The organism is Pseudomonas sp. GW822-FHT05A08, assembly GCF_058800485.1.
In genome coordinates, this window is the sequence record NZ_CM179511.1 from 250746 (window position 1) to 267437 (window position 16692).

The following is a 16692-nucleotide window of genomic DNA, read 5'->3' on the forward strand; positions in this document are numbered from 1 at the left end:
GGCATGAGCGAAGAAAACACGTACGACTCGAGCAGCATTAAAGTGCTGAAAGGTTTGGATGCCGTACGCAAACGTCCCGGTATGTACATTGGTGACACCGACGATGGCAGCGGTCTGCACCATATGGTGTTCGAGGTGGTCGATAACTCGATCGACGAAGCTCTGGCCGGCCATTGCGACGACATCAGCATCATCATCCACCCGGACGAATCCATTACCGTGCGCGACAACGGTCGCGGCATCCCGGTAGACGTGCATAAAGAAGAAGGCGTTTCCGCAGCCGAGGTCATCATGACCGTGCTGCACGCCGGCGGTAAGTTCGACGATAACTCCTACAAAGTATCCGGCGGTCTGCACGGTGTGGGTGTGTCGGTAGTGAACGCCCTGTCCGAAGAACTGGTCCTGACCGTTCGCCGCAGTGGCAAGATCTGGGAACAGACCTACGTTCACGGTGTGCCTCAGGCGCCTATGGCTATCGTCGGTGACAGCGAAACCACCGGTACCCAGATTCACTTCAAGGCTTCCAGCGAGACCTTCAAGAACATCCACTTTAGCTGGGACATCCTGGCCAAGCGGATTCGTGAACTGTCCTTCCTCAACTCCGGTGTCGGTATCGTTCTGAAGGACGAGCGCAGCGGCAAGGAAGAACTGTTCAAGTACGAAGGCGGCTTGCGTGCGTTCGTTGAATACCTGAACACCAACAAGACTGCGGTCAACCAGGTGTTCCACTTCAATGTGCAGCGTGAAGACGGCATCGGCGTGGAAATCGCCCTGCAGTGGAACGACAGCTTCAACGAAAACCTGCAGTGCTTCACCAACAACATTCCGCAGCGCGACGGTGGTACCCACCTGGTGGGCTTCCGTTCGGCGCTGACGCGTAACCTGAACAACTACATCGAACAGGAAGGCCTGGCGAAGAAGCACAAGGTCGCCACCACCGGTGACGATGCCCGCGAAGGCCTGACCGCGATCATTTCGGTCAAGGTGCCGGATCCGAAGTTCAGCTCCCAGACCAAAGACAAGCTGGTGTCTTCCGAAGTGAAGACCGCGGTCGAACAGGAAATGGGCAAGTACTTCTCCGACTTCCTGCTGGAAAACCCGAACGAAGCCAAGCTGGTGGTCGGCAAGATGCTCGACGCCGCCCGTGCCCGTGAAGCGGCGCGTAAAGCCCGTGAGATGACCCGTCGTAAAGGCGCGCTGGATATCGCCGGCCTGCCGGGCAAACTGGCGGACTGCCAGGAAAAAGACCCTGCTCTTTCCGAACTCTACCTGGTGGAAGGTGACTCTGCTGGCGGCTCCGCCAAGCAGGGACGCAACCGTAAGACCCAGGCGATCCTGCCGCTCAAGGGCAAGATCCTCAACGTCGAGAAAGCGCGCTTCGACAAGATGATTTCCTCGCAAGAGGTCGGCACCTTGATCACTGCACTCGGTTGCGGCATCGGTCGTGAAGAGTACAACATCGACAAGCTGCGTTATCACAACATCATCATCATGACCGACGCCGACGTCGACGGTTCGCACATCCGTACCCTGCTCCTGACCTTCTTCTTCCGTCAGTTGCCGGAGCTGATCGAGCGTGGCTACATCTACATCGCTCAACCGCCGCTGTACAAGGTCAAGAAAGGCAAGCAAGAGCAATACATCAAAGACGACGACGCCATGGAAGAGTACATGACGCAGTCGGCCCTGGAAGATGCGAGCCTGCACCTGAACGAAGAAGCACCGGGTATTTCCGGCGAGGCGCTGGAGCGGCTGGTGAACGACTTCCGCATGGTCATGAAGACCCTCAAGCGTCTGTCGCGCCTGTACCCTCAAGAGCTGACCGAGCACTTCATCTACCTGCCGGCCGTGAGCCTGGAGCAACTCTCCGATCACGCGGCGATGCAGGATTGGCTGGCCCAGTATGAAGTCCGCCTGCGCACCGTCGAGAAGTCCGGCCTGGTCTACAAGGCCAGCCTGCGTGAAGACCGTGAACGTAATGTGTGGCTGCCAGAGGTCGAACTGATCTCCCACGGCCTGTCGAACTACGTCACCTTCAACCGCGACTTCTTCGGCAGCAATGACTACAAGACCGTCGTCACCCTCGGTGCTCAACTGAGCTCCCTGCTGGACGAAGGCGCTTATATTCAGCGCGGCGAGCGCAAGAAGGCGGTGACCGAGTTCAAGGAAGCCCTGGACTGGCTGATGACCGAAAGCACCAAGCGCCACACCATCCAGCGATACAAAGGTCTGGGCGAGATGAACCCGGATCAGTTGTGGGAAACCACCATGGACCCAAGCGTGCGCCGCATGCTCAAGGTCACCATCGAAGACGCCATCGGCGCCGACCAGATCTTCAACACCCTGATGGGTGATGCGGTCGAGCCTCGTCGTGACTTCATCGAAAGCAACGCCCTGGCGGTATCCAACCTGGACTTCTGATCCGGGTTGCATCGCCGAAATGAAAAAGGCCAACGCTGAGCGTTGGCCTTTTTTATTGCCCGGTTAAAAGGGGCGCCCTACTCGGCCGCTGAAACACTTTCCAGGCGATAGCCATAACCATAGATGGTCAGCAACTGCCAGCCACGATCCGCGGTCAACCCCAGCTTGTTGCGCAAGCGGTAGATGTGAGTGTCCAGGGGACGGGAGGAGACGATTTCCTCGTGGGTCCAGAAACGTTCGTAGAGGTATTCCCGGGATAACGGCCGACCCAGGTTGGCGAACAGGCAGCGGGCCAGGCGGTACTCGCGTTCGGTGAGGCTGATCGGGTTGCCAGCTCGGGTCACGGTCAGCTCGGCGTCATCGAAGGCCAGGTCGTTGAAGGTTTGCACCTCGACGGCTGCCGATCGCTGCAAGCCATGACGCCGCAGGACGGCGGTTACCCGTGCCTTGAGTTCGTTGGGGCGGAAAGGTTTGCTCACATAGTCGTCGGCACCGGTGTTCAGGGCCTGGACGATATCGCTCTCGGCATCGCGGCTGGTGAGCATGATGGCCGCCGGTGGCGCCTCCATGTGTTCACGGGTCCAGCGCAGCAACGACAGCCCGCTGAGGTCCGGCAGCTGCCAGTCGAGAATCAGCAGGTCGAAGGTTTCGCGCCGCAGCTGCCGCAGCAGATCCTCGCCACGCTCGAAGCTGTGCAGCGTCCATGGCTGTTCCCCGGGGCCGGGGATCTGTCGCAGTGTCTGTTCCACCCGCGCCAGTTCGGCGGGTTCGTCATCCAGTATTGCGACACGCATGCGGGGCAGTTCCTTTTATCGCGAGAGAATGCTGATGGCTTTATTTGAGGCCTTACCTGGCGCTGAGTTTAGGCTGATCAGACGAATCTGAACAATTGTGGCGAATTGCTCTGGTTCATACCTTTGCTCGGTACGCTGATGTCATATAGCCGGTAGCCGACAGGAGCACTGTCCATCCGGCCTGCATTCATTGCAGAACGATACCGGCTCGAACGTGCAAGGAAAAGGACTATGGGGAACATCCTGGGGAAGGGGCGGTTGCTCTACGCAGGCATTGCGCGGGCAGCGGACCTGGCTCGATTTACCACACTGATGCTCGCGGCTTGCCTGAGCCTGGGGTCGACCGCGGAGCAGCCTGCGCTGCCGTCTTCGGACTACTCCTTGCCGGTGCAGCGCTATTTCAGCCCATCCGTAACCACTATCGGGTTCAGCGATTCCCAGGGATTCGCCCCGATCAGCGCGCCACAGATGACCCAGCCTATGGTCTATCAGGAGCAGCAGCGTTGGGTGTTCTAGATCAGACAATTCTGAACAAATATTGCAAACCGGCCCGGCCTCCACACCATGCCGGTACATTCGTAGTCGCTGAGTGGCACACAGGGGCATTCGGAAGTGCTCCGACACAGGGAGTGTCAACCGCCGGATTGGCGGGCGTCAGACCGAGGCTTGGCCTCGATTTGCAGTACAGGGGAATACAGGGAGTGCCTCCTCAGGACGTAATGCTTCGACACAGGGATGTGTCATCCCTCCTCTCCCGCGCGGCCCCACGACGCCGCCAGCCAACAAACAACTCCTCATTTTTTATCTGTGAAGGCCTCTGATGAAGACATTCGGCGCTGAGTTTTTCGGTACGTTCTGGTTGGTCCTGGGCGGGTGCGGGAGCGCCGTGCTGGCGGCCGGCGTTCCGCAGTTCGGGATCGGTTATCTGGGGGTAGCCCTGGCCTTTGGCCTGAGCGTCCTGACCATGGCTTACGCATTGGGTCCGATTTCCGGGGCTCACCTCAACCCCGCGGTCTCGGTCGGCCTGTGGTTGAGTGGGCGTTTCCCGGGTAGCCGGTTGCTGCCTTATATCGTCGCCCAGGTTCTCGGTGGACTCGCCGCGGGTGGCGTGCTGTTCCTGATCGCTTCCGGCAAGGTCGGTTTCGACGCGTCGGCGGGCTTCGCGGCCAATGGCTATGGTGAGCACTCGCCTGGTGGCTACTCGATGTTTGCTGCGCTGTTGACCGAAGTTGTGCTCACGGCGATGTTCCTCCTGATCATCCTGGGTGCCACCGCCAAGCGTGCTCCAGCCGGTTTTGCGCCGATTGCCATTGGCCTGACGCTGACCCTGATCCACCTGATCAGCATTCCGGTCACCAATACCTCGGTCAACCCGGCCCGCAGCACCGCGGTAGCTTTCTTCGCCGGTGAGTGGGCAGTGTCCCAGCTGTGGCTGTTCTGGGTAGCACCTCTGTTGGGCGCAGGGCTGGGAGCCCTGGCCTATCGGTTGATCTCCATCGAGCGGGACTGACCTGTGCGGCCGGATGCGCCGATTCGCATCCGGCCGGCATGGAGCCGAACAGCGCAGCCGCTCTCCAGCGGTTGTGCTGTTTATCCCGTAAGGGAATGACCCTGGCCGGCCTTGGTTCGAGAGGTATGGTCAGAACGCTAACAATGCAGTTCTAATGGCACGGACTTCAGAAGAGCGCGACTACGGACCTATGAACCCATGACCTCCTTGCACATCCGCCACCGGGCCATGCTCGTGTCGTTTCTTCTCGGTAGCGCACTGGCCTTTTCCACGGTGCAGGCTGCCGTTGCAGCACCCAAGCGCCCTCCCTATATCGATGAAAACCAGCAATGCCGTGGCCAGCCGTTGCCGGCGACGGTCGAGCACCTCACGGGCGAAGCCTGGAAGCTGGATGCCAAGGGCAACCAGGTGCCCCTGGAAGAAGGCATGAGCGTCGATGAACTCGAAGGGGTGAAGACCTCGCCTTCGGCATTCGTCAGCCTGTCCCTGGGCGATGGTTCGCTGGTGGTACTGCCCTCCAGTTCCCAGATCACCCTGCACCTGAACGAAGAACATGCGATCCCCCAGGTCGCGCTCGAGCAGGGGCAGATCGAATCCTATGTCATCAAGCGCCCGAGCGATTACGACCGTTTCCAGATCGTCACGCCGATCGGCGTGTTGGGCGTACGCGGCACGCACTTCCGGGTGCGTAACGACGATCAGCTGTCGCTGGTGGAAGTGCTCAACGGCCAGGTAGCGGTCAACCGCGAAGACGACGAAGCGCCGAAAAAGACCAAGGGCAAGAAACGCCCTGTGGATAAACCGGTCGGACCGGTTCCCGGTGAAGTCCAGGTCATGGCTCGCCAAGGTTTGCGCATCCAGAAAGAAGGCCCGTTGAAGCCGGTCGATCTGTTGCCCGCACCGCAACTGATGGGCCAGGCGGGCCAGACGGGCGATCTGCCGGTCTGGCAGCTGATCATGAAGCCCTTGCCGGGCGCCAAGCGTTACCGGGCCCAGGTGGCGACCGACAAAAGTTTCCTCAATATCAAGCAGGAACAGTTCTCCAGCACGCCGGAAGTCAACTTCAGCGGCCTGGAAGCGTTTTTTTATCATGTCCGCCTTTCTGCTTTCGATGAGCACGGACTCGAAGGAGAGACGGGCGTCTATGACATCTTCTATTACCCCAGGACCACGCGTGTTCAGTAAGTGCGCGGCGGTTTGTCGGTGAGGCGCTGGCGCCGACCCGAGGGCCGGGAGCCGACGCAAGCCCAGCGACTGTTTGGCGGTCTGGTGCGGGAATGGGCATGGGTCAGCCTGATCCTGTTGCCCTTGACCGCCCTGCTGTCGTTGAGCCACGGGCTGGCGCTGAATAACCTGCTGTATGACAACCTGCGGCGGCTCAGCCCGCTGCCGGTCGATTCGCGGTTGCTGCTGATCACCATCGACGACTACAGCCTGCAGCAGCTGGGCCAGTGGCCCTGGCCGCGTACCCTGCACGCCGACCTGCTGGATCGGCTGACGGCGGCCAAGGTCCAGGGTGTGTTGTTCGACGTGATCTTCAGCGAACCCGACAGCGTTCCCGAAAACGATCAACGACTGGCCCAGGCGGTCTGCCGCGAGGGCAAGGTATTCCTGCCCCTGCTGCGCGAGAGCGTGGCCCGCTACGGCCAGCCGCTGGGTGAGATCGAACCGGTGCCGCCGTTGAGTCAGTGCGCCAAGGCGGTCGGCCATATCAATGCCGAGGCCGACGCCGACGGCACGGTTCGCAGCGTCTATCTGCGCGAAGGCCCACCGCAGGCACCGAAGGCGCAACTGGCCTGGCTGCTTTATCAACAGGCATACCCGGGCACGGCCCTGTCGATGCCCGGTTCGGACACCGCGCAGATCGCCCAGGGCTGGCTGCGCAGCAACCCAGTACGCATCCCCTTCATCAGTCCCCATGCCGGTTTCCCCAGTGTTCCCTATGTCAGCGTATTGCGCGGCGAAGTCCCGCCGGAACTGTTGCGCGACAAGCTGATCCTGATCGGCACTACCGCGCCCGGGCTGGGTGACCGCTATGTCACCCCGCAGTCGGCCAGTGTCGGCACCACCCCAGGTATCGAGATCCAGGCCAACCTGCTCAATGGCTTGTTGCAGCAGCGCACCATCGTCGCCCTCGGGCAATGGCCGGTCGCGGCGCTGTCGGTGCTGCTGGTGGCGGCCTTGCTGGGATTGCTGCTGGTGCGGCCACGACATGCGTTGTGGCTGACCCTGGCCTGCATGGCGGCTGCCCTGCTCGGTTCGGCCGGGCTGCTGCGCCTGGGGCTGTGGTGGCCGCCGGTGGCCAGCCTGTTGGGGATGTTGCTGGCGTACCTGATCTGGAACTGGCGCCGCCTGAGCGTGATCCTGGCCTACTTCGGCTGGGAGCTGGCACGCCTGGACAGCGAGCCTAAGGTGCTGCCCGAGCGCCGACGCACCCAGACCCCTGCCGGGGATGTACTGCAGGGGCAGATCGTGGCGTTGGAACAGGCCTTGAGCCGCACCCGCGACACCCGCCGCTTCATTGCCGATGGCCTGGAATACCTGCCGGTGGCCACCCTGATCAGCGATCCGGACGGTCGCGTGCTGCTGGCCAACCGCAATGCTCGCGAAGTGTTCGGCAACGCGCTGATCGGCGAGGACCTGGTCCGGCAGTTGGCCGGCCTGGGTTATCCCGGTTTGCAGGATGAGCAACGCCCTGCCCTGTCGCAACTGCAGCCTGTGGAATTTCGCGATATCGAGCAGCGCAGCCTGCGCGTGGACCTGGCACCCCTGCTGCCGATCGACAGCGATACGCCGATCGGCTGGCTGCTGAGCCTCACTGACCTGAGCCTGGAACGGGACGCCGAACAGCAGCGGGCAACCCTGTTGCGCTTCCTGTCCCATGACCTGCGCGCGCCTCATTCGGCGATCCTGGCCTTGCTCGATGTACAGCGGCACCAGGGCTCGGGCGACACGCGGATCTACAGTCAGATCGAACTCCAGGTGCGTCGCGCCCTGGGGCTCACCGAAGCCTTCGTGCAACTGGCGAAGGCCGAGTCCGAGGCCTATCAGTTCCAGCCGAGCATGTTCGCCATGCTGGTGCTGGACGCGTTCGACCAGGCCATGACCATCGCCCAGCTGAAAAACATCCAGCTGGCGCATGACCTCGACGACGATGCCGAAGGCATGGTGCTGGCCGATCAGTCCCTGCTGACCCGGGCCTTGTTCAACCTGCTGGAAAACGCCATCAAGTACAGCCCGTCGGGCTCGACTGTCCGGGTGCAAGTCGCATGTACGGAGGGCTGGCTGACCTGCGATATCACCGATCAGGGCAAAGGCATTGCGGCCGATGAATTGCCGCAGCTGTTCGTGCAGTACCAGCGCTTCGCCTCGGCCCAAGGCAGCGAAGGTCTGGGGCTTGGGTTGTCGATGGTCAAGGCGGTGGTCGACCGGCATGAAGGGCGGATTGTCTGCCGTAGCGTGGTTGGCGAGGGGACGACCTTCAGCCTGCAATTACCTCTGCTCACGGACTGAATATCAACAGGCGAAAAAAAACCGGCTCCAGGCCGGTTTTTTTGTATCCAGAAAACTTATGCACCTTTTCCGGTATTTTATGGGTTTAGGAAATATGTATATAAATCATCTAGTTATGGATTTTATATAGCGATTTCCAATAAAACGGTACACAGGTTATCCACAGAAACTCAAATGGCCATTTTGTCCGGCGCCGCGGCTACCGGAGGCAGCGAACCCATGTCCCGCTGCGCCTGCTCATTCCAGGCTGCGACCCGGTCGTTGAGCTCGGCGATGGCCCGTGGGCCGGAGCCTTCGGCGTACATCGGCGCACCAATCACCACGGTGATGGTGCCGGGGTGCCTGAGCCAGCCGGTCTTCGGCCAGTATTTGCCGGCGTTGTGCGCTACCGGCAGCACCGGCAAGTCGGCATTGACCGCCAGGGCGCTGCCGCTGCGGGAGAACTTGCCCATCTGGCCGTAAGGCACCCTGGTGCCTTCCGGGAAGATCAACACCCAGACATTGTCCTTGAGCAGCTCGTCGCCCTTGCTGGCGACCTGCTTGAGCGCGGCCTTGGGATTGTCGCGGTCGATGGCGATCGGACGCAGCATGGCCATGGCCCAGCCGAAGAACGGCACATACAGCAGTTCACGCTTGAGCACCTGGCTCAGCGGTTCGAAATAGGCCGAGAGAAAGAACGTCTCCCAGGTGCTCTGGTGGTTCGAGACAATCACGCAAGGACGCTCGGGGATATTTTCCGCGCCCTTCACTTCCACGTTGATCTTGAGAAACACCTTGGTCAGCCACAACGCGCAGCGGCACCAATAGACGTTGATAAAGCGATAGCGCGCCTTGAACGGCAGGAAGGGCGCGATAAAAAAGCTCAGGGAGCACCACAGCAACGAACTGGTGCCCAGCAGCAGGTAAAAGAAGAAGGTTCTGATTGCCTGCAGGATCGACATAGCGGCGTTTACCGTTGCGGGCATTGCCCGCCTCTAAAAAAGCGCACTCCTGAACAATCCTTGGTCAGGATCTCAGAAGGACTCTAATTGTGGATAAGTTCAGCGGCAACTGCCGCCAGGTCGTCAAAAATCAAGGTGCCTACCGGTAGGGTTTTCCCCAGGGTCTTTTCGCCTTTCCCGGTCTTTACCAAAACTGGCTGAGAGTCGACGGCTTTTGCGGCTTCCAGGTCACCGAGACTGTCGCCCACAAACCATAGACCAGCCAGATCCACTGCGTAGTGCCGGGCAATGGTCTGCAACATGCCGGGCTTGGGTTTGCGGCAGGCGCAACCTTCGTCCGGGCCATGGGGGCAGTACACGATGAGACCGAGTTCGCCGCCCTGCTCGGCCACCAGAGCGCGCAGGCGCTCGTGCATGGCGTCGAGGGTGGCGACATCGTAGTAACCGCGAGCGATGCCCGACTGGTTGGTAGCGACTGCTACCGTCCAGCCGGCCTTGCTCAACTGCGCGATGGCTTCGACCGAGCCGGGGAGCGGAATCCACTCCTCCACCGATTTGATGTAAGCGTCGGAGTCGTAATTGATCACTCCGTCCCGATCGAGAATCAGCAGTTTCACGTACGCCTTACCCCAGCAACGAGATGTCGGCGACACCGAGGAACAGACCCCGCAGACGTGCCAGCAGCGCGTAGCGGTTGGCCCGCACGTTGGCGTCTTCGGCGTTGACCATCACCTTCTCGAAGAAGGCGTCGACCGGCTCGCGCAGGGCGGCCAGACGGGCCAGGGTCTCGCTGTACTGACGCGCCGCGGCCATTGGTTGCACGGCCTGGTCCGCTTGCTGGATCGCCGAGTACAGGGAGAACTCGTTGGCGTTGTCGAAGTACTTGGCTTCCACGGTGGTCGGCACGCTGCCTTCGACCTTGCTCAGCAGGTTCGAGACGCGCTTGTTCACCGCGGCCAATGCGGCGGCTTCCGGCAGCTTGCGGAAGGCCTGCACAGCCTGCACGCGCTGGTCGAAGTCCAGGGCCGAACCCGGCTTCAGGGCACGGACCGACAGGTAGGTGGCGACATCCACGCCTTCGTCTTCGTAACGCGCACGCAGACGGTCGAAGATGAACTCCAGGACCTGATCGGCCAGGCCGGCGCTCTTGACCTTGCTGCCGAAGGCGCTGACGGCGAACGCCACGGCTTCGGTCAGGTCCAGGTCGAGCTTCTTGTCGATCAGGATGCGCAGCACGCCCAGCGCGGCACGACGCAGCGCGTACGGGTCCTTGCTGCCGGTTGGCAGCATGCCGATGCCGAAGATGCCGACCAGGGTGTCGAGCTTGTCGGCGATGGCCACGGCGGCACCGGTGACGGTGCTTGGCAGCTCGGCGCCGGCGCCACGTGGCATGTATTGCTCGTTCAGCGCCAGGGCGACGTCTTCCGGTTCGCCGTCATTGAGGGCGTAGTAGTAACCGGCGATGCCTTGCATTTCCGGGAACTCGCCGACCATTTCGGTGGCCAGGTCGCACTTCGACAGCAGGCCCGCACGCGCGGCACGCTGGGCGTCGCCGCCGATGCGCGGAGCGATGAACGCGGCCAGTTTCGAGACGCGCTCGGCCTTGTCGTAGACGCTGCCCAGCTTCTCCTGGAACACCACGTTCTGCAGGCGCTGGTTGAAGTCTTCGAGCTTCTGTTTCTTGTCCTGCTTGAAGAAGAACTCGGCGTCGGTCAGGCGTGGGCGAACGACTTTCTCGTTGCCCTCGATGATCTGGCGCGGGTCCTTGCTTTCGATGTTGGCCACGGTGATGAAACGCGGCAGCAGCTTGCCGTCGACGTCCAGCAGGCAGAAGTACTTCTGGTTGTCCTGCATGGTGGTGATCAGGGCTTCCTGCGGCACTTCGAGGAAACGCTCCTCGAACGAGCACACCAGCGGCACCGGCCATTCCACCAGGGCGGTCACTTCGTCCAGCAAATCGGCTGGAACGATGGCGGTGCCTTCCTGCAGGCGCGCCAGTTCTTCGGTGCGCTTGCTGATCAGCTCGCGACGCTCGTTGGCATCGGCCAGCACATAGGCGGCACGCAGGTCGTCCAGGTAGTTGGCCGGCGAGGTGATGCGCACGCTTTGCGGGTGATGGAAGCGGTGACCGCGGGAGTCGCGACCGGCTTTCTGAGCGAGGATGGTGCAGTCGATGACCTGGTCACCCAGCAGCATCACCAGCCATTGGGTCGGACGCACGAACTCTTCCTTGCGCGCGGCCCAACGCATGCGTTTCGGAATCGGCAGGTCGTTCAGCGAGTCTTCGACGATGGTCGGCAGCAGGCTGGCGGTCGGCTTGCCCTTGATGCTCTGGCTGTAGCGCAGCTTCGGCCCGCTCTGGTCGATTTCGCTCAGGTCCACGCCACATTTCTTGGCGAAGCCCAGGGCGGCCTGGGTCGGGTTGCCTTCGGCGTCGAAGGCGGCCTGGCGCGGTGGGCCGTCGAGGTTGATGCTGCGATCCGGCTGCTGGGTGGCCAGGCCGCTGATCAGCACCGCCAGGCGGCGTGGTGCGGCGTAGACATGTTTGGTTTCGAAGTTCAGGCCGGCGGCCTGCAGGCCTTTTTCGATACCGCCCAGGAAGGCTTCGGCCAGGGTGTTCAGGGCTTTGGGTGGCAGTTCTTCAGTGCCCAGTTCAACCAGAAAATCTTGCGCACTCATTGTGCCGCCTCCAACTTAGCCAACACTTCATCACGCAGGTCCGGAGTCGCCATCGGGAAGCCCAGCTTGGCGCGGGCCAGCAGGTAGGCTTGCGCGACGGAACGCGCCAGGGTGCGCACACGCAGGATGTACTGCTGGCGTGCGGTCACGGAGATCGCGCGACGGGCATCCAGCAGGTTGAAGGTGTGCGAGGCCTTGAGGACCATTTCATAGCTCGGCAACGGCAGCGGCTGATCCAGCTCGATCAGGCGCTTGGCTTCGCTTTCATAGAAATCGAACAGTTCGAACAGCTTCTCGACGTTGGCGTGTTCGAAGTTGTAGGTCGACTGCTCCACTTCGTTCTGGTGGAACACGTCGCCGTAGGTCACCTTGCCGAACGGACCGTCGGCCCAGACCAGGTCGTAGACCGAATCCACGCCCTGCAGGTACATGGCCAGGCGTTCCAGGCCGTAGGTGATCTCGCCGGTCACCGGGTAGCACTCGATGCCACCGGCTTGCTGGAAGTAGGTGAACTGAGTCACTTCCATGCCGTTGAGCCAGACTTCCCAGCCCAGGCCCCAGGCGCCGAGGGTCGGCGATTCCCAGTTGTCTTCGACGAAACGAATGTCGTGCACCAGCGGGTCGAGGCCGACGTGCTTGAGCGAGCCCAGGTACAGCTCCTGGAAGTTTTCCGGGTTCGGCTTCAAGACCACCTGGAACTGGTAGTAGTGCTGCAGACGGTTCGGGTTCTCGCCGTAGCGGCCGTCAGTCGGGCGACGACTGGGCTGCACATAAGCGGCGTTCCAGGTTTCCGGGCCGATGGCGCGCAGGAACGTGGCGGTATGGAAAGTGCCGGCGCCTACTTCCATATCGTAGGGCTGAAGTACCACACAACCTTGCTCGGCCCAGTATTGCTGGAGGGCGAGGATCAAGTCTTGGAAGGTACGCACGGCTGGCGTAGGCTGGCTCACGAAATTCACCTGTTACTTGGGCTGCGATTTAAAGAGCGGGAGTATACCCGATTCAGTTGTGCGCACGCCCACTGGAGCCTTATGCCACGCTGCTTTTGGTGCAACGAAGATCCCCTGTACATGGCGTACCACGATCAGGAGTGGGGCGTGCCGCTACGCGACGCGCAGCGTTTGTTCGAGTTGTTATTGCTCGAAGGGTTCCAGGCCGGCCTGTCCTGGATCACCGTCCTGAAGAAGCGCGAGCGTTATCGCCAGGTGCTGTTCGGCTTCGATGTGCAGCGCGTGGCGCAGATGAACGATGCACAAATCGATGAGTTGATGCTCGATCCCGGGATCATCCGCAACCGCCTGAAACTCGCTGCCGCCCGGCGCAACGCCCAGGCCTGGATGGCGCTGGAAGACCCGGTGGAATTCCTCTGGTCGTTCGTCGGCGGGGTGCCGAAAATCAATCATTTCAAGGATCGCAGCGAAGTCCCGGCGGTTACCCCAGAGGCCGAAGCGATGAGCCGCGGCTTGAAAAAGGCCGGCTTCACCTTTGTCGGGCCGACCATCTGTTATGCGCTGATGCAGGCTTCGGGCATGGTCATGGACCACACCCGCGACTGCGATCGCTACGCCATCCTGACAAACGGCCGGTTAGAATAGCCCGCTTGCGACAAGGTTCATGACCCGGATATCAGGAGTCACCTGTGGATAAGTTTAAAGGCGCCCTGCTGGTAGGCGCTCTGCGATTGTTTGCCCTGCTGCCCTGGCGCGCGGTGCAGGCGGTCGGTTCGGCCATCGGCTGGATCATGTGGAAGACCCCCAACCGTTCCCGCGATGTGGTGCGGATCAACCTGGCCAAGTGCTTTCCGCAGATGGACGCCGCCGAGCGCGAGCGTTTAGTGGGGCAGAGCCTGAAAGACATCGGCAAGTCCCTGACTGAAAGCGCCTGCGCCTGGATCTGGCCGGCCGAGCGCTCGATCGCCCTGGTACGTGAAGTCGAGGGCCTCGAGGTGCTGCAAGAAGCGCTGGCGTCGGGCAAGGGCGTGGTCGGCATCACCAGCCACCTGGGCAACTGGGAAGTGCTCAACCACTTCTATTGCAGCCAGTGCAAACCGATCATTTTCTACCGCCCGCCGAAGCTCAAGGCGGTGGACGAACTGCTGCGCAAGCAGCGGGTCCAGCTGGGCAACCGGGTGGCGGCTTCGACCAAGGAAGGCATCCTCAGCGTCATCAAGGAAGTGCGCAAAGGGGGGGCGGTGGGCATTCCCGCCGACCCGGAACCGGCCGAATCCGCCGGGATCTTCGTGCCCTTCTTCGCCACCCGGGCGCTGACCAGCAAGTTCGTGCCGAACATGCTCGCCGGCGGTAAGGCGGTCGGGGTATTCCTGCATGCGCTGCGCCTGCCCGACGGTTCGGGCTACAAGGTGATCCTCGAAGCCGCGCCGGACGCGATGTACAGCACCGACACCGAAACCTCCTGCGCGGCGATGAGCCAGGTGGTCGAGCGCTATGTGCGGGCTTATCCGAGCCAGTACATGTGGAGCATGAAGCGTTTCAAGAAACGTCCGCCCGGCGAAGAACGCTGGTACTGACCGCCTGGCACGATCTGTGGATAACCTTTCGCCCAAGGTTATCCACAAAGGCTGAAGCAGAGCACAGCATATGCCCGATTCGCGCAAATCCCTGAGGATCAAGATCCAGCACGAAAGCTTCGGCGAGTGCCTGGGCCAGACGCGCAACCTGTCTGCCAGCGGGGTGTACGTCAAGCACCCGGCATTGGCGGCGCTGCCCAAGGGCGCGGTGGTCTACGGCCAGGTGCAAGGCCTGCCGATGAACGCGCCACGGGTGAAGATGGAGGTGGTGCTGGTGGACGCCGAGGGCATCGGCCTGCGTTACCTGTGAAGCGTCCGGACATCGCCTCTGTAGCCGCTGCCGAGCTTGCGAGGCTGCGAAGCGGTCGCAAGACCAGGTGCTGCGATTCTCCTGACAATCCCGGTGTTCAGGTTTAGCGAGGACTACGTCCTCGTACGCAGCCTCGCTCACTCGGCAGCGGCTACAGTGCGCCTTTGCCCTGGCGCTCGAGCTTCTTGAGGAACACCGTCATTTCCTTTTCCGCCTGCTTGTCGCCATGTCCGCGGGCTGCTTCCAGGCCCTGCTCCCAGGCCTGGCGCGCCGCCGCATAGTCCTCCAGGCCTTGATAGGCCTTGCCCAGCAGCTTCCACGCCGCCGAATACTTGGGGTCGAAACCGACGCAGCGTTGCAGGTGCTCGGCGGCCTTGGCGTATTCGTGCAGATCCAGATAACCCTTGCCCAGGCCGAAGCGCAGCAGCGAGTTATCCATGCCCTTGGCGAGCATTTTTTCCAGGGATTCGAGCATCGTTGTCACTCCTGTGGACTCTTGTAGCCGCTGCCGCAGGCTGCGATAGGTCCGAAGGACCTCCTGCGGGCCGGAGATCGCCGCGCCCCTGCGGGGCGTTCGCAGCCTGCGGCAGCGGCTACAGGACGGCGTTGGATCAGAAAAAGCTCAAGCCCACGTGGAACAGCTTCTCCACATCGCGGATATGTTTTTTATCCACCAGGAACAGAATCACATGGTCGCCGGCTTCGATCACCGTGTCGTCGTGGGCGATCAGCACTTCCTCGTCGCGGATGATCGCGCCGATGGTGGTGCCTGGCGGCAGCGCGATGTCCTCGATGGAGCGGCCGATCACCTTGCTCGATTTGGCATCGCCATGGGCGATCGCCTCGATGGCTTCCGCCGCGCCACGGCGCAGCGAGTGCACGCTGACGATATCGCCACGGCGCACGTGGGCCAGCAGGGTACCGATGGTGGCCAGCTGCGGGCTGATGGCGATGTCGATATCGCCGCCCTGGATCAGGTCGACATAGGCCGGGTTGTTGATGATGGTCATCACCTTCTTCGCCCCCAGGCGCTTGGCCAGGAGCGAGGACATGATGTTGGCCTCGTCATCGTTGGTCAGGGCCAGGAAGATATCGGCGTCGGCGATGTTTTCCTCCATCAGCAGGTCGCGGTCCGAGGCGCTGCCTTGCAGGACCACGGTGCTGTCGAGGTTATCCGAGAGGTAGCGGCAACGCGCCGGATTCATCTCGATGATCTTCACTTGGTAACGGCTTTCGATGGCTTCGGCCAGGCGTTCGCCGATCTGCCCGCCGCCGGCGATGACGATGCGCTTGTAGGACTCGTCGAGGCGACGCATCTCGCTCATCACCGCACGGATGTTGGCCTTGGCGGCGATGAAGAACACTTCGTCGTCGGCCTCGATCACCGTATCGCCCTGGGGCAGGATCGGCCGGTCACGGCGGAAGATCGCCGCCACGCGGGTGTCGACGTTGGGCATGTGCTCGCGCAGCTGGCGCAGTTGCTGCCCCACCAGCGGCCCGCCGTAATAGGCCCTGACCGCCACCAGTTGGGCCTTGCCTTCGGCGAAGTCGATCACCTGCAGGGCGCCGGGGTGTTCGATCAGGCGCTTGATGTAGTTGGTCACCACCTGTTCCGGGCTGATCAGCACGTCGACCGGAATCGCCTCGTTGTCGAACAGGCCGGCGCGGGTCAGGTAGGCCGCTTCGCGGACCCGGGCGATCTTGGTCGGGGTGTGGAACAGGGTGTGGGCGACCTGGCAGGCGACCATATTGGTTTCGTCGCTGTTGGTCACCGCGACCAGCATGTCGGCATCGTCGGCGCCGGCCTGGCGCAGTACCGTGGGGAACGAACCGCGGCCCTGTACGGTGCGGATGTCCAGGCGGTCGCCGAGATCGCGCAGGCGTTCGCCGTCGGTGTCGACCACCGTGATGTCGTTGGCTTCGCTGGCCAGATGCTCTGCCAGCGTGCCGCCCACCTGCCCTGCTCCGAGGATGATGATCTTCATCCAGTCACTCCC

15 protein-coding genes are annotated in these 16692 nt (G+C 61.9%); 8 read left to right on the forward strand and 7 right to left on the reverse strand.

Annotation, left to right across the window (positions count from 1 at the left end; genetic code table 11):
• Window positions 1–3: 3 nt before the first annotated feature.
• Window positions 4–2421 (forward strand): DNA topoisomerase (ATP-hydrolyzing) subunit B, encoded by a 2418-nt coding sequence (gyrB, locus tag AC3RCP_RS01190; protein WP_007924471.1) that lies wholly within the window; start codon window positions 4–6, stop codon window positions 2419–2421.
• 77 nt (window positions 2422–2498) lie between these two features.
• Here the strand turns inward: gyrB and AC3RCP_RS01195 are convergent, their stop codons facing one another.
• Window positions 2499–3215 carry a response regulator transcription factor gene (locus tag AC3RCP_RS01195; protein ID WP_009041468.1) on the reverse strand — a complete coding sequence of 239 codons (717 nt, stop codon included), beginning with the start codon at window positions 3213–3215 and terminating at the stop codon, window positions 2499–2501.
• Between the two features lie 231 nt (window positions 3216–3446).
• Here AC3RCP_RS01195 and AC3RCP_RS01200 point away from each other — a divergent pair, with 231 nt between their 5' ends.
• The 4 genes from AC3RCP_RS01200 (at window position 3447) to AC3RCP_RS01215 (ending at window position 8238) form a co-directional block, all read left to right on the forward strand.
• A complete protein-coding gene (locus AC3RCP_RS01200; RefSeq protein WP_492570501.1) occupies window positions 3447–3731 on the forward strand; it encodes a hypothetical protein in 285 nt (94 codons plus the stop codon).
• Between the two features lie 304 nt (window positions 3732–4035).
• Window positions 4036–4725, forward strand: coding sequence for an aquaporin Z (gene aqpZ, locus AC3RCP_RS01205; protein ID WP_007921032.1), 690 nt, complete (start codon window positions 4036–4038; stop codon window positions 4723–4725).
• Window positions 4726–4923: 198 nt separating this feature from the next.
• Window positions 4924–5910, forward strand: a complete 987-nt coding sequence (locus AC3RCP_RS01210) for a FecR family protein (protein WP_053263216.1) — start codon at window positions 4924–4926, stop codon at window positions 5908–5910.
• Window positions 5911–5922: 12 nt separating this feature from the next.
• Complete coding sequence (locus AC3RCP_RS01215) at window positions 5923–8238, forward strand: CHASE2 domain-containing protein (protein ID WP_492570500.1); 2316 nt, start codon at window positions 5923–5925, stop codon at window positions 8236–8238.
• Between the two features lie 170 nt (window positions 8239–8408).
• On the opposite strand, the gene AC3RCP_RS01220 is transcribed toward AC3RCP_RS01215, so the two are convergent.
• The 4 genes from AC3RCP_RS01220 to glyQ all read right to left on the reverse strand — a co-directional run bounded on the left by AC3RCP_RS01220 (window position 8409) and on the right by glyQ (window position 12808).
• Window positions 8409–9179, reverse strand: a complete 771-nt coding sequence (locus AC3RCP_RS01220; RefSeq protein WP_053263217.1) for a lysophospholipid acyltransferase family protein — start codon at window positions 9177–9179, stop codon at window positions 8409–8411.
• A gap of 83 nt (window positions 9180–9262) precedes the next feature.
• Entirely contained in the window at window positions 9263–9796 is a 534-nt protein-coding gene (gmhB, locus tag AC3RCP_RS01225; protein WP_009041473.1) for a D-glycero-beta-D-manno-heptose 1,7-bisphosphate 7-phosphatase, read from the reverse strand.
• 7 nt (window positions 9797–9803) lie between these two features.
• Complete coding sequence (gene glyS, locus AC3RCP_RS01230) at window positions 9804–11858, reverse strand: glycine--tRNA ligase subunit beta (protein ID WP_007921024.1); 2055 nt, start codon at window positions 11856–11858, stop codon at window positions 9804–9806.
• Window positions 11855–12808 (reverse strand): glycine--tRNA ligase subunit alpha, encoded by a 954-nt coding sequence (gene glyQ, locus AC3RCP_RS01235; protein WP_003177094.1) that lies wholly within the window; start codon window positions 12806–12808, stop codon window positions 11855–11857. Before glyQ ends, glyS begins: the two co-directional genes overlap by 4 nt.
• An 81-nt stretch (window positions 12809–12889) precedes the next feature.
• Here glyQ and tag point away from each other — a divergent pair, with 81 nt between their 5' ends.
• The 3 genes from tag (at window position 12890) to AC3RCP_RS01250 (ending at window position 14695) form a co-directional block, all read left to right on the forward strand.
• A complete protein-coding gene (gene tag, locus AC3RCP_RS01240; protein ID WP_492570499.1) occupies window positions 12890–13453 on the forward strand; it encodes a DNA-3-methyladenine glycosylase I in 564 nt (187 codons plus the stop codon).
• Window positions 13454–13497: 44 nt separating this feature from the next.
• Window positions 13498–14385 (forward strand): lysophospholipid acyltransferase, encoded by an 888-nt coding sequence (locus AC3RCP_RS01245; protein ID WP_007921020.1) that lies wholly within the window; start codon window positions 13498–13500, stop codon window positions 14383–14385.
• Window positions 14386–14455: 70 nt separating this feature from the next.
• On the forward strand, window positions 14456–14695 hold the full coding sequence (locus AC3RCP_RS01250) for a pilus protein PilZ (RefSeq protein WP_009041477.1): 240 nt from the start codon (window positions 14456–14458) through the stop codon (window positions 14693–14695).
• Between the two features lie 151 nt (window positions 14696–14846).
• Here the strand turns inward: AC3RCP_RS01250 and AC3RCP_RS01255 are convergent, their stop codons facing one another.
• Window positions 14847–15170, reverse strand: coding sequence for a tetratricopeptide repeat protein (locus AC3RCP_RS01255; protein WP_007921017.1), 324 nt, complete (start codon window positions 15168–15170; stop codon window positions 14847–14849).
• Between the two features lie 136 nt (window positions 15171–15306).
• Window positions 15307–16680 (reverse strand): Trk system potassium transporter TrkA, encoded by a 1374-nt coding sequence (trkA, locus tag AC3RCP_RS01260; RefSeq protein WP_101336372.1) that lies wholly within the window; start codon window positions 16678–16680, stop codon window positions 15307–15309.
• Between the last annotated feature and the right edge of the window lie 12 nt (window positions 16681–16692).